Origin of the sequence: Streptomyces sp. NPDC059874 (assembly GCF_042731135.1) — a bacterium.
Taxonomy (GTDB): domain Bacteria; phylum Actinomycetota; class Actinomycetes; order Streptomycetales; family Streptomycetaceae; genus Streptomyces.
In genome coordinates this window covers 174,235-199,498 of the sequence record NZ_JBHWJY010000003.1, presented here as the reverse complement: position 1 = coordinate 199,498, position 25,264 = coordinate 174,235, and the positions used below count along the sequence as shown (strand labels likewise).

General features: G+C 73.0%; 19 protein-coding genes and 3 pseudogenes. 8 read left to right on the top strand and 14 right to left on the bottom strand.

Annotation, left to right across the window (positions count from 1 at the left end; translation table 11 throughout):
* Positions 1-125: 125 nt before the first annotated feature.
* Positions 126-1,565, top strand: a complete 1,440-nt coding sequence (locus ACFV9H_RS03235; RefSeq protein WP_385392561.1) for an aldehyde dehydrogenase family protein — start codon at positions 126-128, stop codon at positions 1,563-1,565.
* A gap of 117 nt (positions 1,566-1,682) precedes the next feature.
* Here the strand turns inward: ACFV9H_RS03235 and ACFV9H_RS03230 are convergent, their stop codons facing one another.
* The gene (locus ACFV9H_RS03230; protein ID WP_385392558.1) at positions 1,683-2,477 is read right to left on the bottom strand and encodes a hypothetical protein; all 795 of its coding nucleotides are present in this window, start codon (positions 2,475-2,477) and stop codon (positions 1,683-1,685) included.
* Positions 2,478-2,667: 190 nt separating this feature from the next.
* Between ACFV9H_RS03230 and ACFV9H_RS03225 the strand changes: the two genes are divergently transcribed.
* Together ACFV9H_RS03225 and ACFV9H_RS03220 are read left to right on the top strand one after the other, a co-directional pair.
* Complete coding sequence (locus ACFV9H_RS03225; RefSeq protein ID WP_385392555.1) at positions 2,668-3,078, top strand: thioredoxin family protein; 411 nt, start codon at positions 2,668-2,670, stop codon at positions 3,076-3,078.
* Between the two features lie 41 nt (positions 3,079-3,119).
* Positions 3,120-4,547, top strand: coding sequence for a dihydrolipoyl dehydrogenase family protein (locus ACFV9H_RS03220; protein ID WP_385392551.1), 1,428 nt, complete (start codon positions 3,120-3,122; stop codon positions 4,545-4,547).
* Positions 4,548-4,581: 34 nt separating this feature from the next.
* Here ACFV9H_RS03220 and ACFV9H_RS03215 read toward each other — a convergent pair whose 3' ends face one another.
* The 6 genes from ACFV9H_RS03215 to ACFV9H_RS03190 form a co-directional block, all read right to left on the bottom strand.
* Complete coding sequence (locus tag ACFV9H_RS03215) at positions 4,582-5,334, bottom strand: SDR family NAD(P)-dependent oxidoreductase (protein WP_385392548.1); 753 nt, start codon at positions 5,332-5,334, stop codon at positions 4,582-4,584.
* A 70-nt stretch (positions 5,335-5,404) separates the two neighbouring features.
* Positions 5,405-7,651, bottom strand: a complete 2,247-nt coding sequence (locus ACFV9H_RS03210; protein WP_385392545.1) for a hypothetical protein — start codon at positions 7,649-7,651, stop codon at positions 5,405-5,407.
* Positions 7,648-8,796 (bottom strand): VWA domain-containing protein, encoded by a 1,149-nt coding sequence (locus ACFV9H_RS03205; RefSeq protein ID WP_385392543.1) that lies wholly within the window; start codon positions 8,794-8,796, stop codon positions 7,648-7,650. Before ACFV9H_RS03205 ends, ACFV9H_RS03210 begins: the two co-directional genes overlap by 4 nt.
* Positions 8,793-11,174 carry a DUF5682 family protein gene (locus ACFV9H_RS03200; protein ID WP_385392540.1) on the bottom strand — a complete coding sequence of 794 codons (2,382 nt, stop codon included), beginning with the start codon at positions 11,172-11,174 and terminating at the stop codon, positions 8,793-8,795. Before ACFV9H_RS03200 ends, ACFV9H_RS03205 begins: the two co-directional genes overlap by 4 nt.
* A 7-nt stretch (positions 11,175-11,181) precedes the next feature.
* The gene (locus ACFV9H_RS03195; protein ID WP_385392538.1) at positions 11,182-12,297 is read right to left on the bottom strand and encodes an AAA family ATPase; all 1,116 of its coding nucleotides are present in this window, start codon (positions 12,295-12,297) and stop codon (positions 11,182-11,184) included.
* Positions 12,294-15,911 (bottom strand): WGR and DUF4132 domain-containing protein, encoded by a 3,618-nt coding sequence (locus tag ACFV9H_RS03190; protein ID WP_385392535.1) that lies wholly within the window; start codon positions 15,909-15,911, stop codon positions 12,294-12,296. The genes ACFV9H_RS03195 and ACFV9H_RS03190 overlap by 4 nt, the downstream gene beginning before the upstream one ends.
* 165 nt (positions 15,912-16,076) lie before the next feature.
* Between ACFV9H_RS03190 and ACFV9H_RS03185 the strand changes: the two genes are divergently transcribed.
* On the top strand, positions 16,077-16,841 hold the full coding sequence (locus ACFV9H_RS03185; RefSeq protein ID WP_385392532.1) for a metallophosphoesterase: 765 nt from the start codon (positions 16,077-16,079) through the stop codon (positions 16,839-16,841).
* On the opposite strand, the gene ACFV9H_RS03180 is transcribed toward ACFV9H_RS03185, so the two are convergent.
* The 6 genes from ACFV9H_RS03180 to ACFV9H_RS03155 form a co-directional block, all read right to left on the bottom strand.
* Positions 16,825-17,475, bottom strand: a complete 651-nt coding sequence (locus ACFV9H_RS03180) for a hypothetical protein (protein WP_385392530.1) — start codon at positions 17,473-17,475, stop codon at positions 16,825-16,827. The genes ACFV9H_RS03185 and ACFV9H_RS03180 overlap by 17 nt on opposite strands.
* Positions 17,472-17,948, bottom strand: a complete 477-nt coding sequence (locus ACFV9H_RS03175) for a DUF6114 domain-containing protein (RefSeq protein WP_385392527.1) — start codon at positions 17,946-17,948, stop codon at positions 17,472-17,474. The genes ACFV9H_RS03180 and ACFV9H_RS03175 overlap by 4 nt, the downstream gene beginning before the upstream one ends.
* Positions 17,939-18,496 (bottom strand): DUF6230 family protein, encoded by a 558-nt coding sequence (locus ACFV9H_RS03170; protein WP_385392597.1) that lies wholly within the window; start codon positions 18,494-18,496, stop codon positions 17,939-17,941. The genes ACFV9H_RS03175 and ACFV9H_RS03170 overlap by 10 nt, the downstream gene beginning before the upstream one ends.
* A 227-nt stretch (positions 18,497-18,723) precedes the next feature.
* Positions 18,724-19,479, bottom strand: a complete 756-nt coding sequence (locus ACFV9H_RS03165) for a MerR family transcriptional regulator (protein ID WP_385392524.1) — start codon at positions 19,477-19,479, stop codon at positions 18,724-18,726.
* A 28-nt stretch (positions 19,480-19,507) separates the two neighbouring features.
* The gene (locus ACFV9H_RS03160; protein WP_385392595.1) at positions 19,508-20,704 is read right to left on the bottom strand and encodes a methyltransferase; all 1,197 of its coding nucleotides are present in this window, start codon (positions 20,702-20,704) and stop codon (positions 19,508-19,510) included.
* Between the two features lie 45 nt (positions 20,705-20,749).
* On the bottom strand, positions 20,750-21,127 hold the full coding sequence (locus ACFV9H_RS03155; protein WP_385392522.1) for a tetratricopeptide repeat protein: 378 nt from the start codon (positions 21,125-21,127) through the stop codon (positions 20,750-20,752).
* Between the two features lie 105 nt (positions 21,128-21,232).
* Here ACFV9H_RS03155 and ACFV9H_RS03150 point away from each other — a divergent pair, with 105 nt between their 5' ends.
* Complete coding sequence (locus tag ACFV9H_RS03150) at positions 21,233-22,198, top strand: pirin family protein (protein ID WP_385392519.1); 966 nt, start codon at positions 21,233-21,235, stop codon at positions 22,196-22,198.
* 650 nt (positions 22,199-22,848) lie between these two features.
* Here the strand turns inward: ACFV9H_RS03150 and ACFV9H_RS03145 are convergent.
* A pseudogene (locus ACFV9H_RS03145) lies at positions 22,849-23,503 on the bottom strand (HSP18 transcriptional regulator).
* A 128-nt stretch (positions 23,504-23,631) separates the two neighbouring features.
* On the opposite strand from ACFV9H_RS03145, the pseudogene ACFV9H_RS03140 reads away from it, so the two are divergent.
* From ACFV9H_RS03140 to ACFV9H_RS03130, 3 genes and pseudogenes are all read left to right on the top strand, one after another.
* A pseudogene (locus ACFV9H_RS03140) lies at positions 23,632-24,060 on the top strand (Hsp20/alpha crystallin family protein); the annotation flags it as partial.
* A gap of 97 nt (positions 24,061-24,157) precedes the next feature.
* Entirely contained in the window at positions 24,158-24,556 is a 399-nt protein-coding gene (locus ACFV9H_RS03135) for a DUF2267 domain-containing protein (RefSeq protein WP_385392516.1), read from the top strand.
* Between the two features lie 58 nt (positions 24,557-24,614).
* A pseudogene (locus ACFV9H_RS03130) lies at positions 24,615-24,950 on the top strand (DUF2267 domain-containing protein); the annotation flags it as partial.
* Positions 24,951-25,264: the final 314 nt, after the last annotated feature.

Genomic DNA, 25,264 nt, shown 5'->3' with positions numbered 1-25,264 from the left:
TCATTTCCGGTCACCGTGAAATGTCAACTGCCCAATAACTGAACAGATGTGGAGCCTCCGGTCTGGCACGATGGCGCGTGCTGCCGCCCCCTGCACCCGCCCATCCCCACCGGAGGCCCCGCGCCATGCCGCTCCTCGAACCGACGCTCTGGCAGGACGGACCCACTCTCACCGGCGGCGCCGCCCCGGTCGTCGAACCCGCCACCGGGCGTACCCTCGCCACCCTCGACCTCGCCGCTCCCGCCGACGTCGCGGAGGCCGCCGTACGAGCGCAGGCTGCCCAGCGCGACTGGGCGCGGGCCACCCATCCGGAGCGGGCGGCCGTGCTGCGGCGCGCCGGGGACCTGTTCGCGGCCCACGCCGACGAGCTCCGCGAATGGCTGGTCCGGGAGTCCGGGTCGATACCGGGCAAGGCCGACTTCGAGCTGCACGTCGCCGCGCAGGAGTGCTACGAGGCCGCCGCGCTCGCCTCGCGCCCGACCGGGCAGGTGCTGCCCAGCGAGGCGCCCCGGCTCTCCTTCACCCGTCGGGTTCCGGCCGGGGTGGTCGGGGTCGTGGCCCCGTTCAACGCCCCGCTGATCCTGGCGATCCGCTCGGTCGCGCCGGCGCTGGCGCTCGGCAACGCGGTGCTGCTCAAGCCGGACCGGCGTACCGCCGTGTGCGGCGGTCTCGCCCTCGCGGCCGTGTTCGCCGCCGCCGGACTCCCGGCCGGGCTGCTGCACGTCCTGCCCGGCGGAGCCGAGACGGGCGCCGCGGTGGTCGCCGACCCGCGGGTCAGGGTGGTCTCCTTCACGGGATCCACCGCCGCCGGCCGAACGGTCGGAGAACTGGCCGGGCGTCACCTCAAGCGCGCGCACCTGGAGTTGGGCGGGAACTCCGCCCTCGTCGTCCTGCGCGACGCGGACGTCGAGGCCGCCGTCGCCCAGGCCTCCTGGGGCTCGTTCTTCCACCAGGGCCAGATCTGCATGACGGCCGGGCGCCACCTCGTGCACGCCTCCCTCTACGACGAGTACGTGGAGCGGCTCGCCGCGCGCGCCGAGGCGCTGGCCGTGGGGGACCCGTACCGCGATCGGGTCCACCTGGGCCCGCTGATCGACCGCGCACAAGTGGAGCGCGTACACGCCCTCGTGGAATCGAGCACCGAGTACGGGGCGAAGCTCGTCGCCGGCGGCACGTTCACGGACCTCTTCTACCGGCCGACCGTGCTGGCGGGCGTCGGCGACGACACCCCCGCCTACGCCGAGGAGGTCTTCGGCCCGGTCGCGCCCGTGCGGTCCTTCGTGACGGAGGACGAGGCCGTGGCACTTGCCTCGGCGGGCCCGTACGGGCTCTCCCTCGGCATCGTGACCCGGGACGCGGCCCGCGGGCTGGACCTGGCGGAGCGGATCCCGACCGGGATCGCGCACGTCAACGACCAGACGGTCAACGACGAGGCGGTCGCCCCCTTCGGCGGCGTGGGCGTCTCCGGAACCGGTGCGCGCTTCGGCGGCGAGGCCAATCTGGACGCCTTCACGGAACTGCGCTGGACCACGGCCCGCACCACGCCGGCCGGTCACCCGTTCTAGGGAGTTCGTCCGTGCCGGTCACAGCCATTCGTTGATGGACGTGACCAGCACGGTGGCTGTCGCACCTCGTGGCGACCGCGCGGTGGCGCTGCACCGGCCACCGCGCCGGTCCGGTCCTCAGGCCGGGTAGGTGATCGAGCCCAGCGGCGGGCAGGGGATGAGCGTGGTGCCGGCGCCAGGGCGTTCGACGAAGGCCCGGGCCTCGGCGGCCCGCAGGCGCCGGGAGTCCAGCTCGTCGGCGTGCCAGGCGTCAAGCCTGGCGCGCGGATAGTCCCACGAGTCATCGATGAGACTGAGGCTGGTATTGCCGGAGCTGCGCTGGAACTCCGCTTTCACGGCGGTCTGTCGGAGTGCGGTCTGGATCGAGGCGAGATCGACGCGGGTGATCAGGACGCCAAGGGTGTTCGGTTCGCGGGTCGGCAAGGGGGCCTGCGGGAGCAGCGACACCCCGGTGTCGAGGCGGCCGATGTTGTCGACGCTCGCCTGCTGGGCCTCCCTCGACATGATCTGCATTTCCTGGTGCAGCCAGAAGAACTCGTCGAGGTCGGCCTGGGTGATGCGCATCCGCTGATACAGGCCTCGGAAGCGGGGATCATGGTGCAGCGGACGTATGGGGCCGCTGTGGAGCGCCACGCAGTCGTTGAAGCCGGCTGCCACCGCGGCGTCGAGATGGAAGATGCCCTGGTCCGCCCGTCCGCGTGCGATGGCCATGCCGCCGAGGCCCGCGTGGGCCGCGGCGACGAGCCACGTACCGTCGGGGCCGAGCGCCGTGGCGCGCGCGACGACGTCGTGGAAGCCCGCGTCGACGTCGACGCCCTGTCGCCCCGGCACCAGCACGGCGGCACCATGGGTCAGAGCCGTCACCAGCAGTTCGTGAACACGGGCGGCCAATGAGTTGACGGTGTCGACCATGGATCTCCTCGGACCTCGGTGGTGAAGAGCGGAAGGGGTGTCCAGTCTGTGGCAATCCCCGTGGGGATGACGGGCGGACGGGGCGATAGGTTCCCGCTCGACGGCAGGCCCCTGGCCGTGCCCGGGCGGAATGCCTGGGGCCGGTTGTTCGTTCACTGGGCAGACGATTCAACAGGAAGGTCCGGACACCGTGGCTACAGTCGAGCTCACCAAGGAAAACTTCGACCAGACGATCAGCGAGAACCCGTTCGTGCTGATCGACTTCTGGGCGGGCTGGTGCCGGCCGTGCCTGCAGTTCGCCCCGGTCTACGAGAAGGCCTCCGAGGCCCACCCCGACCTGGTCTTCGCCAAGGTGGACACCGAGGCGCAGCAGGAGCTGGCGGGTGCCTTCGAGATCACCTCGATCCCGACGCTGATGATCGTCCGGGACCAGGTGGCCATCTTCGCCCAGCCCGGCGCGCTGCCGGAGGCGGCGCTGACGGACCTCATCGGCCAGGCCCGCGCGCTCGACATGGACGAGGTGCGCGCGAAGATCGCTGCCTCGCAACAGGGCGACGGCGGCGGCTCCGCCGGTGAGGAACGCGGCACGCCGGAAGCCTGATTGACCGCCGCGGCCGCCGCTCGGCGGCGACACTGGTCCGTATGACCGAACCGGTGGAGTACGACGTCGTGGTGCTCGGTGGGGGACCGGCCGGCGAGAACATCGCCGACCGGACCCGTGCCGCGGGGCTGACCACGGCCCTGGTGGAGAGCGAGCTCATCGGCGGGGAGTGCTCGTACTGGGCCTGCGTGCCCAGCAAGGCACTGCTGCGCCCGGTGCTGGCCCGGGCGGACGCGAGCCGGGTACCGGGTCTGGCGGGCTCCGTCGAGTGGCCGCTCGACACGGAGGCGGTGTTCGCGCACCGCGACTATTGGACGGGCGACTGGAAGGACGCGGGCCAGGTCGACTGGCTCGACTCCATCGGGGCCCACGTCTACCGGGGCCACGGCAGGCTCTACGGGGTCCGCAAGGTCGCCGTGACCAGCCCCGAGGGCGAGCACCACGTGTTGTCGGCCCGGCACGCGGTGGTCGTCGCCACCGGCACCCGGGCCGTGATCCCCGACCTGCCCGGCATCGTCGGGGCCCGCCCCTGGACCAGTCGCGAGGCGACCTCCGCGCGGGAGGCGCCCCGGCGCCTGCTGATCGTGGGCGGCTCGGTGGTGGCCGCCGAGATGGCCACCGCCTGGCAGTCCCTCGGATCGCAGGTCACCGTGCTCGTACGGGGTCCACGGCTGCTGCCGCGCATGGAGCCCTTCGCCGGCGAGCTGGTGGCCGAGGCGCTGCGCGAGGCCGGCGCGGAGGTCCGTACCGGAGTGGCCGTCGAGGCGGTCGTACGGGACGGGTCCACCGGCCCCGTCACGGTGGTGCTGGAGGGCGGCGAGACCCTTGAGGGCGATGAACTCCTGATGGCGACCGGTCGGACGCCGCGGACCGAGGACATCGGGCTGGACACCGTCGGCCTGCCCGCCGGGGAGTGGATCGCCGTCGACGACACCTGTCGGGTGCCCGGACACGACTGGCTGTACGCGGTCGGTGACGTCAACCACCGCGCGCTCCTCACCCACCAGGGCAAGTACCAGGCCCGGATCACCGGCGCTGCCATCGCCGCCCGGGCGGCCGGCACCCCGCTGGACACCGACCCGTGGGGGGCGCACACGGCCACCGCCGACACCCGGGCCCTCCCGCAGGCGGTCTTCACCGACCCGGAGGCCGCGGCCGTCGGCCTCACCCTCGCCGAGGCCGAACGGGCCGGCCACCGGGTGCGCGCCGTCGACTACGACCTGTCCAAGGTCTCCGGCGCCGGCCTGTACGCCGACGGCTACCGCGGCCGGGCCCGGATGATCGTGGACCTCGACCGCGAGGTCCTCCTCGGGGCCACCTTCGTCGGCCCGGGCGCCGCCGAGCTGCTGCACGCGGCCACGATCGCGGTGGCGGGCGAGGTCCCGATCGCCCGGCTGTGGCACGCGGTCCCGGCGTTCCCGACGATCAGCGAGATCTGGCTGCGCCTGCTGGAGACGTACCGGGGTTAGCGAGGAGCACGCCCAGGACCGTGCAGGGTCGGGCTCATGTGCGCAGGTACGAGGCGCCGTTGACGTCGAGGACCGTGCCCGAGCTCCAGACGGCCTCGGGGGAGGCCAGGTAGAGCACGGCCGAGGCGATCTCCTCCGGGGTCGCGACCCGCCCGAAGCGGCTCTGCGCGCGGATCTGTTCGCCCTCGGCCCCGCTCAGCCTGCCCGAGACCCGTTCGGTGGCCACGAAACCCGGGGCCACCGAGGCGACCGCGATGCCGTGCGGCGCGAGGGAGACGGCCAGGGACTGCCCGAGGGCGTGCAGGGCCGCCTTCGTGGCGCCGTACGCCGGGTGGTCGGGCTCGCCCCGGAAGGCGCCGCGCGAGCCGACGTTCACGATGCGGCCCGCCCGGCCGGCGTCGATCATGCGGCGCGCCGCGCAGTAGCTGAGGTTCGCGGCGCCGAACAGGTTCACCGCCGCGGTGCGCTGCCACGCCTCCTGCCAGTCCGCGTACGAGGTGGTGGGCAGCGGGTGCGCGATCATCACCGCGGCGTTGTTCACCAGGACGTCCACCCCGCCCAGCGCCTCGTCGGCCTCGCCGACCAGGGCCTCGACCCGCGCCGGATCGCCGATGTCCCCGCTGACCAGCACGTGTCCGTCGCCCGGGAGGGAGGCGAGGGTCTCCTCCGCGTCGGCTTGCCGGGCGGAACAGTGCACCGCGACCCGGTCGCCCTGCCGGGCGAACGCGGCGGCGACGGCTCGCCCGATACCGCGGGAGGCCCCGGTGACCAAAACGCCCCTGCTCATCCGCCACTCCTCTGTCCGTCACCGCTTGCCCTGCTTCAAGATCGCGAACCGGGCGCCAATATACGGGCGATCATGCGGCCCGGGCATGCAGTTCCAGCGCGCACAGCAGATGGATCTGCGCGTCCACCCACGGCCGCGCCGCCCCGCCCGGGCCTTCCTCGCGCAGTGCGGCGAGGAAGGCCCGTACGAGACCGGCCGCGGTCGACAGGCCGGTACGGGACAGGGCGGCCGCGGAATCCTCGATCCGGTCGCGGGCCGGTTCACCGAGGCCGCGCAGGCCCAGGCCCGCTGCCGAGGCCAACACGGACAGGGCGCTCTCCAACGACTCGGTCAGCGGGTCGCGCGGGCGCGGGACCAGGTTCGCGGCGAGCCGGGAGGCGACGGCGGGGGCGGCCAGGTCGGGGACGGTCACGCCCTCGGCCGTCAGGACGGCGATCGGGTCGAAGCGGAGCCCGTCGCCCGTCACGCGGACCAAGGCGCTCAGGTGGCGCACCTCGCCCCGATCGCCGCGCAGGCACTCGGCGAGGACGTCCAGCGCACCGGGGCTGTACGGATTGTGCGTCGCGGACACCGTCCCCACGGCCCCCCGGGCGTCGCGCACCGTCGCCTCCAGGCGCTGCTCGGCGGGGTCGTAGCCGACCTCCCCGACCTCGTGGACCTCGACCACGTGGACGGAGCCGGCCTCCGTCCGCGGTCGGACCAGGTACGGCGGCAGCCGGTCCAGCGTCCTGGCGTGCGCGGCGAAATCCCGTACCAGCAGCGGCTCGGGCAGCTCGGCCCACGCCGAACCGACCGGTGTCACGCTCGTCGAGGCCGGCCGGCCGCCGCCGATGGTGACGGACAGGCCGGGCGTACGGGAGGCACTCTCGCTCACCAGATTGCCGCGGGCCACCGCGCCCAGGGAGGCCCCCGCCAACCGCCGCGCCGCCAGCTCGGGCCCGGTCGGCTCCTGCCCCGGAGCCAGGTCCCACCGGCGGCGCAGCACCAGCCCGGTGCCGGCCCCGCCGTGGCCGAGGTACACCTCGGCGGTCCGCTCGCCGGGCCCGCCGCTGATCCGGCAGCCGAGCGCGGTGAGGCGGACCCGGCGCAGCGCGGTATCGCCACGCTCCCCGGAGCCGAGGACCTGGGACGCGGCGAGCCCGCTCTCCCGGCCGGCCGCGCGCAGCCGGGCATGGAACTCGGTGATCAGCGCGGCGTACCGCTCGGCCCGGTAGCCCGCACCCCGCGCGGCATGGTCGTCGAGCTGCTCGATCAGCTCGGTCAGGATCCCGGCGGGCCAGTGCAGGGCCCAGCCGGACAGCTCGTCCCGCACCCGGCGCAGGGCCGTGGCCAACACCGGGCCCGCGTGGGCGGCGCCGTCCAGGAGCAGGTCGTCGAGGAGCGCGGCCGCCACGCCCAGCTCCGACGCGCCGGGCCGCGCCCAGCCGCCGTTCCCGCCCACGTCGACCTGGGCCGGCGGCGCGGCCGGATCGGCATCGGTGGCGGCGCGGAACGCCCACACGGCGAGCGCGATCACCTCCCCGCGGCGGGCGGTGGCGGCGTCGGTGACCGCGTGCCCGATGCCCTCGGCCGAGGGAACCGGGAACCGCACCGTGCAGGTGGGCAGTTCGGCCCGGGCGGCGGGCTCCTCGGCGGTGGGGTGGTGCAGCCGGGCGGTGTAGCCGCGGGCGAGGGCGCGCCGGGCGGTGGCCACCGCGCGCGCCCCGACGGCGATGCTCAGGGCCTCGTCGTCGAGGTCGCCCGGCGACCAGGGCCGCCATCCGGCGTCCACGCGAGCGGAGCCGCCGGGACCGGGGTTGCCGTGACTCGAGCCGCCGGGAACCGGGCCGCCGGGACCGGAGCTGCTGGGAGTCGGGCCGCCGGGAGTCGAGCTGCTGGGAGTCGGGCCGCCGGGAGTCGAGCTGCTGGGAGTCGGGCCGTCGGGAGTCGGGCCGTCGGGACCAGAGCCGTCGGGACCAGAGCCGTCGGGAACCGGGCCGTCGGGACCGGAGCCGTCGGTGCCGGAGCGGTTAGAAGCCGAGCCGCCGGAGCCGAGGCCTTCGGCCGTCGTGCGTTGCCAGGCGAGGACCAGGCCGAGTCGGTGTCGGCAGATTCCGGGCGCCCCGCAGGTGCAGGTCCCCTGGTCGAGTCCCGCGCCCGGCGGCAGCGACACCCGTGTGCCGTCCGGGAACACCCCGACCAGCGTGCCGTCGGCCTCGACGGAGGGCACCGCCCCGGCGCCCGCGTCGAGTTCCTTCGCGGCGCGTTTGACCAGGCCGCGGTTGGCGAGCGCCGCGAGGGTGTCGAAGTCCAGGGCGAGGAGGTCCGTACGGCTCATCGGCCCAGCCTCTCGGCCACGAACTCGGCGAGCTGCCCGGGCGTCATCGCGCCGACGTGCGCGCCGGCGTCGGCGAGCCGCTGGGCGAGCTCGCGGTCGTACGCCGGGTTCGCGTCCTCGTCGAGCGCGGCGAGGCCCAGTACGGTCGTGCCCTGCTCGGCCAGCGCGCGGACGGCGCGCACCAGCCGGTACGGATCGCCGCCCTCGTAGAAGTCGGTGATCAGCGCGACGATGGCACGTCGCGGGTTGTCGATCAGGCGGGCGCCGTAGTCGACGGCCTGCGCGATGTCGGTGCCACCGCCGAGCTGGACGCGCATGAGGAGCTCGACCGGGTCGGTGACATCGCTCGTCAGGTCCACCACGCTGGTGTCGAAGGCGACCAGATGCGTCTTCAGGCCCGGCAGCCCCCACAGGCTCGCGGCCGTGACCGCGGAGTGGATGACCGACTCGACCATGGAACCGGACTGGTCCACCAGCAGGATCAGCTGCCACTGCTCCAGGTGCGGGCGGGTGCGCGAGTGGAAGCGCGGCCGCTCGATCAGGATGCGCCGCTCGGCGGGCTGGTAGTGGGCCAGGTTGGCGCGGACGGTGCCGCGGAAGTCGAAGTCGCGGGCCGAGGGCAGCAGACTCGGGCGGCGCGAACGCGTCCCGGAGAACGAGCGCCGGATCTCCGGCTTCAGCTGCTCCAGGAGCCGGCGCACCACCGTCTCCACGATCCGCCGGGCCAGCCGCAACACCTCTGGATTCATCAGGTGCTTCGTGCGCAGCACGGCACGCAGCAGCGTCGGGTTCGGCTCCACGCGCTCCAGCACGGCCGGGTCGGTGACGATCTCGTGGATCTCGTACAGCTCGACGGCGTCCCGCTCCAGCCGTTCGATCGTCTCCTTGGGGAAGAGGCGGTGGACGTCGTCCAGCCAGTCGACCGCGGTGACCACCGAGGAACCGTCACCGCCCTCACGCGTGTGCGCATCGGTGCGGACTCCGCGCCGGGCCTGTTCGGGATCGCGGCCGTAGAGCCAGTCCAGGGCGGCGTCCCGGGCCGCGGCCGTGGTGCCGAGCGGTCCGGTGCACCGTTCGGCGGGGGCGCCCAGGATGAGCCGCCACCGCTCCAGGCCGGGATCGGGCGCCGGAGCGGGGGCGGTCACGGCGCACCGCCCAGGCCGTAGCGGTCGAGGGTGCGCCCCACTTGGTCCTCCAGGGTCCGGGCCCGTGCGATCAGCAGCGGATCGGCGGTCACGCGCAGCAGCGACCGGGCCGAGCCGCGCAGGCCGCGCCGTTCGATCAGTTGGGCGGCGATCCGCTCGCGCTCCCGGGGCGGGAAGTACGCGAACGCGAGCCGCAGCGCGGGAAGGCCCGCCAGGAAGTCCGCCTCCGGCATGGCGCCGACCAGCTCGTCGAGAACGTCGATCAGCGGTTCGGCCCCGCCGCCCGCGGTCAGTTCCGTACGGGCGAGGGCGAACAGGCCCGCCAGCCAGTCGCCGAGCGTCCCCGGGCCGGCCGCCGCCCGGATCGCGACGGCCGCGTCGAGGCCGGTGTCCCCCAGCACGCGGCGCAGCCCGAAGGCAGCCCCGCGCAGGTCGGCGGGGGCGGCGGGATCCGCGCTGATCCGGCGGCACACCCCGGCCACCGTCTCCCGTGACACGGACAGCAGCTCCTCGGCGTGCAGCACGGCGTCCCGTACGGCGGCCAGCGCGCGCAGCCGGCCCTGATCGGGGCCGCCCGCGCCCTGAACCCCCTCCGCCAGCCACAGCACGCGACCGACCGCCGTGTCGGCGGCGGCGGCGAGCAGCGGGTCGCGGGCCACGTCGTAGACCCGGTCGTGCCGCCACAGCCCGAGGGCCGTGTGCAGGGCCTCGCCCAGCGGACCGAGCGCGGTCGCCCGCCCGAGACCGTCGCCGAGCTCGGCGACAAGCCGGGCGGACAGTCGCGTGGCCCCGCACACCACGGCGTCGAACAGGACGCCGGCCAGCGCGGCGGGCTCACTGCCCGCGGCGCGCATCCGGTCGTCGAGGGCCACGGCCGCGGACTCGTCGAGCGTCGCGCCGAAGCCGCCCGCCTCGATGAGAGCGGCCTCGCGGCCTGCCGTCGTACGGGGCTCCCAGCGCTCGGTGAAGACCGGGTCGGTGCCGTGCGCGGGGCCGGTCACCCGGGTGAATCCGGGGATCTCCAACACCCGCAGTCGGTGCAGTACCCTGCTGCGCGTCAGCTCCGTGGGGTCGGTGAGGCGCAGGGTGACGGGGCGACCTTCGCCCGGTGTGAGACCCAATGCGGCCAGCCGGGCCTCGACGTCGTGCACCAGCGGCGGCAGCGGCGTCTCGGGATGCAGCCGCCCGACGCGGTCGCCACCGCAGGCGGCGACCATCTCCACGACGACAGGGTGCGATCCGGGGCGGAGCGTGCCGCGCCGGGTCCACGGCAGGGGTTCGTCGAGGGCGTCGGTGATCAGCGCCCCGGCCAGTCCGTCCAGCAGGTCGAGGCGGGTCGGCGCCCGGTGCCCGCGCAGGGCGGCCAGGCCGAGCGCGGTGCCGTGCGCGGCGATCAGCCCGGCCGTCGAGACCGGATGGCCGCGCTCGCGCAGCCGGCCGGCGACGGCCCGTACCAGTCCCTCGCCGGCGGCGCGTTGGCCGGCTTCCCACAGACGCTGGTAGTAGGCGGGCGAGGGCATGCCGGACTGGTACCCGGCGAAGGCGTCGAGTTGCCGGAAGGAGTACGGAACGAGGAAACTCCCGCCCACGGCCCCGTCGGGCGGCTCCGGCACCTCCGGCCAGCCGCCACCACCGGGGTCGCCGGGCGCGGCGGCTCCGGTCAGTGCCACCAGCGCGGGCCGGTGGAAGCCGCCCGTGACGACCAGGACCGGACGTCCCCCGGCCGCGGTCACGGCGGCGCGGACCCAGGAGGCCATGTACTGCTCGCGCGCCCGGTCGCCCTCATCGGCGACCGCGTCGCCGCGCACGACGTCGAAGTACGCCGCCAACCGCGCCGCGAGCCCACCCTCCTCGGAGCCGGAGCCGGAGCCGGAGCCGGAGCCGGAGCCGGAGCCGGAGCCGGAGCCGGAGCCGGAGCCGGGCTCAGGCTCGGGCTCCGGCTCGGACTCGAACATCCGGTCCCACAGGGCGTCCACCGAATCGACTTGGAACCGCCGGCACAGCCGCGCCGTCGCCCCGGCGTAGCGCGCCTCGGCATCCGCGTACCGGTTGGTGCGCCCGGCGAACGCCGGGTGCCAGGCGGGCAGGTCGATGAAGCGGACCTCCGCCCCCGCGGCCCGGCCCGCCGTGAGTGCCACCCACTCCGGCGAGTAGTCGCACAGCGGTGCCCAGGAGGTGGCCGTCCGCTCTTCGTCGCGGTAGTGGCTGAACACGGCGATGGGCAGCTCGTGCCCCAACAGGAGTTCGTCCAGGCGCCCGTTGAGGTCGGCAGGCCCCTCGATCAGCACGTGCGCGGGCCGCAGCTCCTCGATGGTGCGGGCGACCAGCCGGGCGCACGCGGGGGAGTGGTGGCGTACGCCGAGGAAGGTGGCACTCATCGGACCGTCAGCCCGCCAGCAGGTGGCGGGAGGAGTGCAGGGCCTTCCACTGCGCCCCGCCGCGCTTGGCCACCCGCTGTTCGAGGTAGCGGCGCAGCCGGGCCAGGTCCTCCGGACTGTCCTTGGCCGCCGTGCCGGCCAGGCAGGTCACCAGGTCCGCCGCGTTGCCCGGCTCACCGCGCAGGAACCAGCCCCGCACGCCCACCGCGTGGGCGACCGAGACGGCCTCGGCGGTGCTCATGACCGAGGACAGCCGGTCGCCGGCCGTACCGTCGCCGCCGATGCCGGAGCGCAGTTCGCGGAAGGTGGTGACGAGCACCTCCATGATGTCCCGGTCCGGCGCCGCGGCCACGCCCGAGCGGTGCAACAGGGCCGTCGCCTCGGCCTCGACCAGGGCGATCTCGGTGTCCAGATCGGCGATGGGGAACACCGTCTCGTAGTTGAAGCGCCGCTTGAGCGCGGCGCTCATCTCATTGACCCCGCGGTCCCGGGTGTTCGCCGTCGCGATCACGTTGAAGCCCTGGCGGGCGAAGACCATCCCGTCCGGACCCTCCAGCTCCGGAATGGCCACCACCCGCTCCGACAGCAACGACAGCAGCGAGTCCTGCACCTCCAGCGGGCAGCGGGTGATCTCCTCGAACCGGACGAGCCGACCCTCGCGCATCCCGCTCAGCATGGGCGCCGGCACCAGCGAGCGCTGCGAAGGGCCCTCGGAGACGAGCAGGGCGTAGTTCCAGGAGTACTTGATCTGGTCCTCGGTCGTCGCCGCGCCGCCCTGGACGATCAGCGTGGAATCGCCGCTGACGGCCGCCGAGATCAGTTCCGACAGCAGCGACTTGGCCGTGCCCGGCTCACCCACCAGCATCAGGCCCCGGTTGGTCGCGAGCGCCACCAGGGCGCGCTCGACCAGGGCCGTGTCCCCGACGAACTTGCGGCCGATGCGCGCCTCCTCGTCTCCGACGATGAAGCGGCGGGCGGCCCGGAGGCTCAACTGCCAACCCGGCGGGCGGTGATCGGTGTCGCAGGCCCGCAGGGCGGCGAGCTCCTCGGCGTAGCGGACCTCGGCGGGCGGCCGCTGCAACTCCTCCGCGGCCGGGGAAGGGGAAGTGGTCGCACTCGTCATGACGTCAGCTCCGTCAGGTCGGCCAGCACCTCGGAGACGATGACGGGGGGCAGGTCGGCGAACTTCAGCGGATAGTTGCGGGACATCCAGTGGTCGCCGGGCCGTGTGTCGAGCCAGATCGTCTCCAGCTTCTGGTCCGGGAACTCACCGATCATCCCGACCGCGATGCCCTCGCCGAGCTCGATCACCAGATAGCGCTCGGGGCCCAGTCGACGGGAGAACCACCGCTCCACGCCCGCGTCCTGCGGCTCGCCGCGCTCCCAGCCGCGCTTCGTCAGCCCGAGCAGCTTGCCGACGGGCACCGTGAAGCCCTCGAAGCGCGTCAGGCGCGAGCCCGCCGCCTCCTCCTCCGTCGGGGCCTGCACCGGCCGGCCCAGCTGCGGGAACGGCTGCACGATCTCGTAGTCCGCGAACAGTTCGGACCAGGCCGTCAGATCGTCCTCCAGGTGCAGCGGGTGGGCGAGGGTGATGCTCGCGTCGTCCGTGAACTTCACCGCCTCGTCCTCGACATTCGCGTACGTACGGTCCTCGGCCACCCGGAACGCGGTCACCCCGCCCTCCGCCTCGGCCAGCCAGACCAGGCGCCGTACCAGGTGCCACACCAGCGGGTGCTCCACGAACAGCTGCCGGAACTCGGCGCCCGTCCACGATCGCTCCTCCACCATCGCGGCCTCCAGCCGCCGCATCTGGTCCGAGGCGATCGTCCGCACGTCCTTCTTCAGCGCCATGAACCGCTTGCGCTCATCCGTCGCGAGCTCCGCCTCGTCCCGGGTGCCGGGCCTCGGCAGGTCCTTCAGGCGCCGGCCGTCCTCGTCCAGCACGTACGGCTTGAGCTGCTCGTCGAAGCCGACGGTGAAGCGGCGCGTGCCGTAGTCGACGATCGTGCTGCCGTCCGCGTCGAGGCCGAGGTCCGGCACCAGGCGGTCGGACAGCTGCTCACCGGTGAGCCCCAGCTCGGCCGCGACCTCGGAGATCTTCTCCTGAGCGCGGAGCTTCAGCGCCTTGAACTTCACGCGCTGCGCGATCCCGTGGAGGTGCAGCAGCGCGACATCGCTGCCGATCGACGCCAGGACGTCGAGACCGTCGACCGCCCGGTGGTGCGCGCCCTCGCCCGGCCAGGCGCGGATCACCGGGGTGAGGGCGCGTACCGTCCCGTCGTCACCGATCCGGCCGAGCGCGTGCAGCGCCCACGCCTCCTTCGGAGGCATCCCGGCGAGCTGCCATTCCGTGAACAGGCCCCACCCGAAGCCGGCCAGGGACTCCGGCGTGCAGAGCTCCCGTACCTGCTCCAGCCCGGGGAACTCCCCACTCGGCGTGGACATCGCCAGCATGGTCAGCACGTGCCCGGTCGCCGAAGCCGGCAGGGCCCCGCCGGACTTCAACAGGATCTGCGGCAGTGCGTGCGGCGAGGCCCAATCGGCCACCTTGGGCATCCGGGCCGGCAGCGCGGTCGCCAACGGATCGGCGCCCAGCAGCGGTTCCATGGCCTCGGAGGCCTCCGGCCCGTACTCCGCCACCACTTGGCGCACCGGGTCGGCGCCGTGCGCCGTGATGATCACCGAAAGCGCCCGCTCGGCGGCGGTCCGCTCGGGCCCGGGCGCGGCGAGCGCGTCGGGTACGAGCAGCCGGGCCGCGTCGGCACCGTGCCGGACGAACCAGGAACGCGCCGTCTCGCCCGCGACCTTGAGCCGCATCAGCCAGTCGGCCATCAGCCGGGCGACAGCCGGATCGCGGAACGGGAGGAGGAGCGGCGCCAGGATCGTCGGGTTGCGGGTCGCCATTTTCACGGCCACGGGCAGCGCGTCCAGTTCGTGGCGGGCCACGAGGGGCTTGAAGGAGCTCAGCCCCTCGTAGCTGTACTCGGTGCCCGCCCAGTCGGCGAGCAGCGGACGCACCAGCTCGGCGGGACCCTTGGTGAACACCCCCAGGGTGTCCCACATCCCGACCCGGACACCCGTGCGCAGACCCTCGAGGTAGTGCTCCATCGGGTGGTACGGCTCCCACCCGGTGACCCACGACTCCGTGGCGGCCCAGGTCTCCCGCTCGCCCGTCCGCCAGGCGATGCTCGCCCCGGCCGGCGCCACCAGCCCGGTGACCACACGCGGCTTGACCACCTTGCGCTTGCGCGTCCACGGCGGGCTGGTCAGCAGCGGCGGCAAGGCGTCAGCCGGGGCCTCCGTCACCCGCCCCGCCCGGTGCACGAGGGGATCGATGACCGCGGCGATCTCCTCGGGGAGGTTCGGCAGCATCTCGAACGCGAGGTCCCGGTAGGCGGCCACGTGCCCGGGGAGCAGCTGAGCGGCCACCGTGGCCGGAGCGCCCGTGCCGAGCGATGCCTGCGCCAGCATGCGCAGCGCCCGCGCCGGGTAGCGGCGCGCCGCGGTGATCACGGACGCCCGTACGTGCTTGTTGTCGAGGTGCTCGACCAGGAAACCGAAGGCCTCGTCGGAAGGCAGCTCGGCGAGGGTGCCCGCCATCGACTTGGTGTCGTCCGTGTCGATGTACTGCCGGTTCAGCTCGCCGGCCAGCAGCGGGGCCATCGCCGTGCCCACGCCTTCGCCGACCGTGGCGATGACATCCGCCTTCCAGCCCCGCCAGCCGAGGTCCACCCGGTCCCCGAACAGGGCGACTTGCTCGGGCGTCCCGACGGAGCACAGGAGCATTTCCCGAACGCCCTGCTCGCGGTGGGTGCGCAGGGCGGGGTCCGCGCAGCACTCCTCCACCCATTCCCGCTCCGAAGGGGCGATGAAGCTCGTGGTGACGCGGCGGCGCATGCTCCGTCGGCCGTCGGCGAGGGCGGAGACGGTGGCCCGGTACGTCTCCTCGTCCGCCACGGACAGCAGGGCCCGGACCCGTTCCAGGGCAGGTCGGGTGAAGTGTCGGGTCCAGCCCTGGGTGTCGGGGTCGGGGCGGGCGTCGACGGCGTCGATGACGTGACGCCCGGGGCCGTGCGACCCCCACGCGAGCCGCATTTCGAACAACTCGACGGCAGCGCGGGCCGCGAACGGCAGCCCGTGGGCGTCCACCCACGCGTCCGCGACGACCGTGAAGGAACCGGGCTCCTGGGTCAGGAGCATCGCGAGCACCGCGGCGCCGAGCGGGTTCTGACTGTCGCCCTGCTGGGCCCTGGCGGCCTCGACCATCTCCGGGTCGCTCTGGGCGGCGCCGAGGGCCAGTTCGACCCGCTCGGCATCGCGAGCGAGCCACTCGCGCACCTTCTGCTGCGCGCCGGCGTCGACAGCGGGCACCGTCCGGGCCACCCCACCGCGCCGCGGAAACAGATTCCGCTTCCACGCCGACGGCAGGGTGAAGGTGTCCTCGTCCGCGGGCACGACGGGGGCGACCGGGGTGGTGGTCACGTCGTCGGCGACCGGCTCCGCTCCGGCCGGAGCGGCGGCGCTGTCGGTCGCGCCGATCTCCGCGTACCCCTTCCGTTCCTTCTCCGCTATCGATTTGACCAGGTGCGACTGTGCGTCGGCGGCGGAGCCGAACTCCTTGACCCGGGTCTGGCCGGTCGTCCCGGTACGACCGAAACGGACGGTCACCGAGGTGCCCTCCGCCTCCGCCTCCCAGAACTTGGCCGAGCCTCCGTCGACGTACTCCCAGCGCCGCACGCTGCCTCCCCTTGTCGCGCGTGATCAGTTGACCGAACAGTAAACGGCCCCTCTGACAACGGGTCCCCCGGGCGGCGTCCGGGGCGCGCGGGCAGGCCCGTTGGATGGCGCGACCACGTATTGTTCGAAGACTTCTCTCGACCAGAGACCAAGGAGGCATCGCCCGTGATCGTGATCGCCCACCTCAGCGACATCCATCTCGACGGCGACCGGCGCGCGGCCGACCGCACCCGCGCCGTCATGGAGTACCTGGACGCACTGCCGTACGACCTCGACGCCGTACTGGTGAGCGGGGACATAGCCGACCACGCCCAGGACGCCGAGTACGAGCAGGCAGCCAAGCTGCTGAACTCGCGGCACCCCCTGGTCGTCTGCCCCGGAAACCACGACGAGCGGGTCGCGTTCCGCCGCGGCCTGCAGGCCGGGGAGCCTCCCTCGGCGGACCCCGTCGACCAAGTGCTGCGCGGCGAGGGCTTCGTGCTCGCGGTGTGCGACTCCTCCGTACCCGGCGAGGACCACGGCTTCCTGGAGGAGTCCACGCTGGCCTGGCTGGACGGCGTACTGGCGGGCACACCGCGGGAGACGCCGGTCCTGGTGGCCTTCCACCACCCGCCGGTCCCGCTGCACGTTCCGTACGTGGACGAGATCCGGCAGTTCGGTGAAGAGCGGCTCGCCGAACTCGTCGAGCGGCACCCGCACCTGACCGCGTTCCTGTGCGGGCACGCACACACCGCGGCGGCCACCACCTTCGCGGGGCGGCCGCTGCTGGTCGCGCCGGGCGTGGTCTCCACCATCCGGCTGCCGTGGGAGGCGCGATCGGGGCCGTCCGAGCACGTCCACCTCGACGAGCCGCCGGCCGTCGCCTTCCATGTGATCGGCGACGACGGCCGGCTGACGACCCATTACCGGGTGGTCATGGCCCGACGGTGATCTGCTGGGCCGGGTCGGTCGTGTCGGTGACGAGGTAGACCGCGTTGAAGGTGGACGAGGTCGCGCTCGTCGGACAGCCGAACCCGCCGGTGACCTTGACGGGTACGGACGCGTTGGCGAAGGTCAGGCTCGGCGGGGCGCCGTTGGCCCACGTGCCGCCGACGTTCGCCGCGGCGGTGGGCGCCGCGGTGACCGTACAGCTCGCGAGGCCGCTCGTCCTGAGCACCAGTCCGCCGACCGGCACGGTCATGGTGGCGGTGATCGGGGAGTCGTGTTGCATGGACACCGTCCAGGCGCCGCTGGTGGTGACCGTCGGGGTCACCCCCCACATGCTGGACGTGCAGGAGCTGTACGTCGGCGGGGAGATCGGGGACGAGACCGGCCCGGCCGCGTTCTGGTTGCCGGGCGCGGCCGGCACCGTACCGGTGGAGACGGAGACCGAGCAGGTCACCGTCACCGAACCGGCCTTGAGGGTGGCCTTGCCGCTGAGGGTGGCCTTGAAGTCGTGCCCGGCCGGGGTCACGGTGGTGGACCCGGCCGCGGGTAACGGGGCGGCGGAAGCGGTGAACGAGGCCAGTGAAAGGGCTGCGGCGGCGGCCGTCCCGAGGGCGAGAGCGGTGCGCGTACGGCTCATGGCTGTGCTCCTTGGGAATCCTGGTGCGCGGTGGGGGAGGGGAGCGCGGAGGGGGGCGGGGAGGGGAGCGCGGAGCGGGGCGGGGAGGCGGGCGGCGAGGCTTCGCGGGGCGGTCGGGAGGGCTGCCAGGCGAACATCAGGCCGCCTCCGAGGATGCCGAGGAGGGTGCCGATCAGGAACCCGCCGAGGTTCGACAGGACCAGCGCGGCCGTGGCGATCAGGGTGGTGAGGACACCCGCGAGGCTGCGTTGGGCGGGGGAGAACCAGGCGGTGAGGCCGAGCACGATCATCACGGCGCCCATGAGGACGGACGGGATGCCCGCGACCCCCTGCTGGAGCATGACCTTCAGCGGTGCCAGCGGCAGGACGCAGATCCAGGCCCCGGCGAGGACGGTGAACAGCCCGCCCCAGAAGGGCCTGCCGCGCCGCCACTGCCGCCACTGACGCCACCGCCGACGGCGGCTCAGAAGCATTCCTTCTTGCCCTTGGCTATGTCCATGCTCAGCCCGGAGAGCTTGAAGGTGCCGGCGTTGGTCGCCCACGCCGTCTGCTTCAGGTCGGTGATGCGGACCGTGTCCGCCTGTTGGGCGAAGAGGTCCTGCATCCCCTGGGCGTCGGCCGGGCCCTTGTCGAGGGTGGAGGCGTCGCGCCCGATCTCGATGTTGGTGAAGACCGCGTCACCGGAGAGTTGGGTGGCGTCGACGAACAGGTTGCTCGCCTCGACGGGCTTGTCCCGCCCGGCCGTCAGGTTGAGCGAGATGTCGCCGATGATCGGGAGCGAGGTGACCACCGACTGGCACAGGCTGTTCATCCTGGCCTCCCGAATGGCGGTGACGGCCACCGGGATGAGCTCCTCGCGGGCGTTGACGTCGACGCTGCCGTACTGGACGAAGCCGTCGCCCTCCAGGCTCTTCGCCGACACCTTGAACTGCTGCCCGGATACGGCGAAGGAGGCGGCGAGCGCGCCCTGCGCGAGCGCGACGCCGAGGCCGGCGGTCACGGCCACGGCGGGTACGGTCAGCAGGGCGAACCGCCGCCAGCGGACGCGGCCGGAGCCGCTGCCGAACTCGTCGGGGGCGCCGGGTAAGCCGGGTAAGCCGGATAAGTCGGAGGAGTCGGATAAGTTCGGGGAATCTGTCATGAGATCATCCCTTATTTCGGCTGTGCACCGTTGTTACCGACGAGTTGAATGTAAGAGTGCCAATGGGGGTTGGCAAGGTTGTGCGAGCGCACCCTTTGAGCCGACTCCTACTGCTCCGTACGCAGCAGTTCGGCGACCTCCGCGTCCACCCGCCGAGCCATCGCCCGGGCGAACTCCGTGGCCACGACCTCCCCGGCCACCGGCCGCAGCGCCGCGACCGCCTCGGTGACGTGCCGAAGCTGCGCGGCCGAAAGTCGCTCCAGCCCCTCCGGACCGATCACGTGCCGCCGGAACAGTGCGACGAACCGGTCCGCGAGCGCGGCCGCCTGCGCCTGTACGAAGTCACCCGCGTCCAGGATCTCGGCCAGCGGCACCCCCTGGCGCACCAGCGTCAGCGTCGCGTCCAGCAGCCGCCCGCTCGGGTGCGTGACCAGGTCCCCCTCGATCGTGACGTACCCCAACTCCGCCGCCCGCCGGGTGTCCTCGGCCGTCGCCGTCGGCCCGAACAGCTCCCGCAGCTCGGCCCGGGTCATCGTCACCGGCTCCTCCCGCACCCAGTCGCGGGTCATCTCCCGTTCCAGGCCCAGCAGTCCGGACAGCCCGCCGCCGCCCTCCCAGGCGTGCAGCAGCTCCGCGATGCCGTTGACCGTGTAGCCACGGCCCAGCAGATCGCTGATCAGCCGCAGCCGCGTCAGATGGTCCTCGGAGTACCAGGCGATCCGACCCTCCCGGCGCGGCGGCGGCAGCAGCCCGCGCTCCTGGTAGTAGCGCAGGTTGCGTACCTTGACGCCGGCCGCCCGGGCCACGTCCTCCCGGCGGTAGCGCCCGCCGCCCGTGTCGTCGATCTCCGCCTCGCTGCTCACGCGGCGAAGTGTAGGACGTACTGGCAGGTCACATGGGGCGCGGCTGCTCACGCCGCTTGACCGCGCGCAGCACCACGAACTTCGGCTCGCTCGCGACGACTTCGCTGTTGCCGAAGAGCCGGCGCAGATGGGTGTGGTAGCCCATGTGCCGGTTCGCGACGATCCACAGCTCGCCGCCGGGCCGCAGCACCTTGCGCGACTGCGCGAACATCCGCAGCGCCGTCGCGTCCGTCGTCGCCTGGTGGGAATGGAAGGGCGGGTTGCTCAGCACCAGGTCGACGGAGCCGGGTGACAGCATCGCCACCCCGTCGCCGACGTGGAACTCGGCGGTCCGCCGGCCCTCGCGCACGTTCGCCTTGTACGTGGCCCGCGCCGAGGCGATCGCCTGGTACGACTCGTCCGTGAAGACGACCTCCGCGTCCGGGTCATGGACCTGCACCGCCGTGCCGACCACGCCGTTGCCGCAGCCCAGGTCCACGACGCGGGCGCCGTCGGTGTTGGTCGGCAGGTTCTGCAGGAAGAAGCGGGTGCCGATGTCGAGCCGGTCGGCGCAGAAGATCCCGGCGTGATTGACGACGGTCAGGCCGGAGGCCGAGCCCGCGTCCTCGTCCACCGTGTACGTCAGCGGCCACGGGTCGGCGGCCACGGGGCGGACCGCCCCGGGGGCGTCCGGCGTGCAGAAGATCAGCCGGGCCTTCTTCTCCGCGAGCGAGGTCTTCGTCGGGCCGAGGATCTTCTCGAAGAGCCGCAGCGTGGAGGTGTGGATCTCCTTGACCATGCCGGCGCCGACGACGACGGTGCCCGCGTGCACGTGCGGAGCCAGCCGGTACAGCTGGTCCTCCAGCAGCGCCAGGCTCTTCGGCACGCGCACCAGCAGGACGTCGATCCGCTCGGGCGGCGGGTCCTGCGTGGTCAGCAGCGTCACCGTGCTCTTGGCGGTCCCGATCCCGGCACGGTCCAGGTTCGCGGCGGTGGCGGACCGGCTGAGGGCGGAATCGGTGATCTGGGTCGGGTGGTAGGCGGCGAGCGCCGTGGTCAGCGCCCCCCAGCGGTCCCCGAGCACGGTGATCCGGCCCGCGGCGGCCAGGTCCACCGGGCCGCGCTCACCCGTACCGGAGTCGAGGTGGCGCAGCAGGTACTCGTCGGCGGCGTCCCAGGCGCGGAGCCGGTCGCGCGGGTCCTCGGGGAAGCGGGTGAGCTCGTAGGAGCCGAAGGGCGTGATCAGGCGGTTCATATGCGACCCAGGCTAACCGAGACGGCGCTCGGGCGCCTACTCGGGGAACTCGCCGGCCATCGCGGCGGCGATCCGCAGGTACGGGCGGGCCTCGGCCGCCCGGCCCTGCCGCTCCAGGGTGCGACCGAGCATCAGCTGCGCGTAGTCCTCCACCGGCCAGCGCTCCAGGATGGAGCGCAGCTCCTGCTCGGCGCGCGAGAGCTGGGCGGAGTGGTAGTAGGCGCGGGCCAGCAGCAACCGCGGCGCGAGCTGCTCGGGCGCCTCGGTCGTCAGCGGCTCCAGGACGCGGGCGGCCGTCGCGTACTCCTTGGCGTCGAAGAAGAGCCCGGCGCGGGCCCAGCGCTCGGCTGCCGTGCCGTGCTCCAGGTAGGCCGTCGGCTCGCCTATCGCGAAGATCGCGTCCATCGGCTCCATGGCAACCCTTCCAGCACTCGGGTGGTGTGTACGGAGCCTCCAACACGCCCCGGCGGTGGAACATTCCGCCCCACACGGGCGCCGCCGCGCGGCTAGGTTGTCCGCATGAGCAATCTCGATCGCCAGCCCGCTCTCTCCGCCTGCGGCGGCCGCGGATTCGTCGTTGCCGAACCGGTGCGCGAGCTCCTCAGCCCGCGCACGGTCAAGCTGGGGGAATCCACCCAGGTCCGCCGACTCCTGCCGAACCTGGGCCGCCGCATGGTCGGCGCGTGGTGCTTCGTGGACCACTACGGCCCGGACGACATCGCCGACGAGCTGGGCATGCAGGTCGCGCCGCACCCGCACTCCGGGCTCCAGACGGTGAGCTGGCTGCACGAGGGCGAGGTACTGCACCGCGACAGCGTCGGCAGCCTCGCCACGGTCCGCCCGCGCGAGCTGGGCCTGATGACCTCCGGCCGCGGCATCTCCCACTCGGAGGAGAGCCCGCGCCCGCACGCCCGCTTCCTGCACGGCGCCCAGCTGTGGGTGGCCCTCCCGGACGCCCACCGCGACGTGGAACCCCACTTCCAGCACCACGCGCAGCTCCCGCGGGTGACGGCCCCCGGCCTGACCGCGACGGTCATCCTGGGCACCCTGGACACGGCGACCTCGCCCGGCACGGCGTACACCCCGATCGTCGGCGCGGACCTGGCCCTCGCGGCGGGCACGGAAACCCGCCTCCCCCTCGACCCGGACTTCGAGTACGCGGTCCTGTCGATGTCGGGCGAGGCCCACGTGGACGGCGTCCCGGTCCTCCCGGGCTCGATGCTCTATCTGGGCTGCGGCCGCACCGAACTCCCCCTGAGGGCTGCTTCGGACGCCGGCCTGATGCTGCTGGGCGGAGAGCCGTTCGAGGAGGAGATCGTCATGTTCTGGAACTGGATCGGCCGCTCCCATGAGGATATCGCACAGGCCCGCGCGGACTGGATGAATGGGACACGGTTCGGCGAGGTGAAGGGGTATGACGGCCCTCCGCTTCCGGCCCCTGACCTGCCCCCGGCCCACCTCAAACCGCGCGGCCGAGTGCGCTGACCTGCGATATCTGGAGTGAGGCGGCCCCGCGGGGCGCGGGTCGTGCGCCTTCCGATTACTGAAGCCTCGGCGCTTCCGATCGCGCCCCGCACTTGCCCTTCGATGGTGCGGGGCCTTTCCCTTCTGCGGGCGTCCGTGGGTGAGCGTGTGTCTATGAATGCTGACCCAATGCTGACTTTTCTGATGCTGCATCAGGTCGGGCTTCGGGTAGGTGCAGACATCGAATCGACCTCGTCGGCGATCGGCGCTTGCCTGGAAGTTGTTCCCGGCTATATGCCGGTCGGGTCGCCCACTGCGCTTCGCGCGGGCCGGGGAGAGTCTGATCGCCTGGGTGCTACTGCTTGTTGCCCCGCTGCGAGCCCGCCGCAGGACGCCGCTGCGACGACCGCTGCTGGGGTTTCTTCCCATCCATCCCTGCCCGTCACCAGGCCCGACATGCGAAGTGCCGAGGTGCGACACCTTTCCGCGGCTTGCTCAGCCGGCCGTCCTCGCCCGGACGCGGCTCGCCGTCGGCGGGGATCTTGCCGCCCGGGTTCCGCAAGCCTGCGGGCCGAGGGCGAGATGAAGCGGGATGGTGCGCAAGGCCGCCACGCGAAAGGCGTGCCTCCCTCCCGGTCGCGCGTGGGCCAGTCGATGGTTCGGGACAGCGATCACGTGCTGCGTTGGTCGTGGGTGTCCTGGCGGAGTTGGTCGGTGTGCCGGGTCAGGGCGTCGATGAGTTCGGCGAGCACGGCGTCCTCGGGTCGCAGATGAGGGCGGGTGTCGGTGAGCGGCCGGAGGAGGCGGGCCGCGTCATTGTCGGCAAGGGCCAGGTTCAGTTCGTCGACGGCATCCCGGGCGCTGGCGGGCAGGCCGGTGAGGGCGGTGACCTGGCCGGCGAGCCGGCGCAGGTCGGCCGCGTTGTCACGGGCCCAGGCTGTCACGGAGCGGTCGGCGGCGCGTGAGTCGTGGGTGGCCTGTACGCGCTGTTCGCCGGTGGTTCCGGCGATGCCGGGGCGCGCTCGCAGGTAGCGGCGTTCGGCGGCCTGACGGCTGGCGACCCCGAGGGGGACTGCGAGGTCGGCCCAGCTCGCGCCCTGTCCACGGGCGGTTTCGATCAGGACGCTCTCCCAGCCGGCGAGCTGCTCGCGGACCTCGCGCAGCATCAGCAGTGCGGCCAGAGCCGTGCGGGCCCGCGGCCGACGCGGGCGCCGTTGATCCCGCAGGCGGCGCCTTCGCGTCCCTCACGGCCTGGCCGATGGTCTCCAGCGCCGCGGCCGCGGCAAGGAAGGAGACCTGCTCGGCCGGTGGGGCGGGCTCATCCATGGCACTCTCCGTAGTCTGTCACCCTTCGGATGACACCCTGCTTGTCATCGTTTCGATGAAATATGACAACGGGAGCACGTTGAAGCGCATTGGCAGTTTCTGCCTGAACCGACTGGAGGTGTTTCGCGATGTTGATGCGCACCGACCCGTTCCGCGAGATGGACCGGATCTTCCAGCAGCTGTCGGGTGCGACCGGGACCTGGTCGAAGCCGGCCGTGATGCCGATGGACGCCTACCGCGAGGGCGACGCGTACGTGATCGCCTTCGACCTCCCCGGAGTGAGCACCGAGGCGATCGACATCGATGTCGAGCGGAACATGCTGACCGTCAAGGCGGAGCGCCGCCCGGCTGCCAACGACACCGTGCAGCTGGAGCTCTCCGAGCGGCCGCTGGGCGTCTTCTCCCGCCAGATCATGCTGGCCGACACCCTCGACACCGAGCACATCGAAGCCGACTATGACGCGGGTGTGCTGACCCTGCGGATCCCGATCGCCGAGCGTGCCAAGCCGCGGAAGATCGCCATCGGCGGCGAGGGTGGCCGCAAGCAGATCTCCGGCTGGACAGCCCGGCACAGCGGCGGAGGACGGGGAAACCGATCCCCTCCGGCACCCCGTCCTCCGCGCTTCCTTGACCCCTCCCCTTGGAGGTGACGCGATGCCGATGCGCCAGGAAGCGTTCCTTGAGCATGTCCAGGAACGCGGTGAGTACCGGATGACCCGGGAGGAAGCCGAACGAGCGGCCCGTGTCGTCCTGGCCCTGCTCGGCGCCCACCTGGTGGGCTCCGTGCGCGCCGCGCTCGCGGCCCGGCTTCCCGAGACGTACGCCCTGATCCTCCTCAACCCGCTCCAGGCCGCCGAACCGCTCTCACCCGAACGTTTCGTCCGCGCGAGCGCGGCCTGGATCGAGGGGGCCACCGAGAAGACGGCCCTGTGGGACATCGGCGCTGTCCTCAGCGCCACGGCCGCAGCAGCAGGAGACGCCCTCATGCGCGAGGTCCTGCTCCAGCTCCCGCCCGGCTACGACCTCCTCTTCGGCCGCCCCCAGCCCACCTGATCACCCGCCGTCACCGTCCGGAAACCTCACCCGCGAAGAGAAAGGCAACCGCAGCACCGTGCACGACCAGCCTCGACCGTGCCCGGCCCTGCCTGCCATGACGTTCGGCCAACTGCTGGAACGCGTGCGCTACGAAGGCGTCTGCCCCACTCGCGAATGCGCCGAAGAGGCCATCCGCAACGTCCTGGCCGCCCTCGGCCGCCAGATCACCGGAGACGAACGTGTCGACCTCGCGCAGTGCCTGCCCGTCGAGGCCGCACTCGTCCTGACCGCCCAGATCCCCGACATCGAACAGCTCACCGGCTGGGGCTTCGTCAAAAACCTGGCCGCCCGCACCGGCACCACTCCGGCCATCGCACGCTGGGACACCGGCGCCGTGCTCGCCGTCGTCTCATCGCCCAGGCGACGCACGGGCAGGGCCAGCTTCCGGGCCAGTCGCAGACCCCCGGAGGTGGGGAGTTTCGCAGCCAGCCGGAGCCCGGAGCGTACCGGCGGGAAGGGCGTGATGAACGTCATCACCGGCGACCCCGACGTGTACGGGCGGCGGTCCGCGCCGTTCTACCCACGGCCCGGGGAAGCGGGGCCGACGCGCCGGCCGCCGAGGAACCCTCCTCGGCGGCCATGGGCCGCGCGTTTCCCGGAGGCGGCAGTCGCAGGCCGTGGCATCTCCTCGGCATCTTGACGGCGATGCGCTCGAGTACGCCGGAG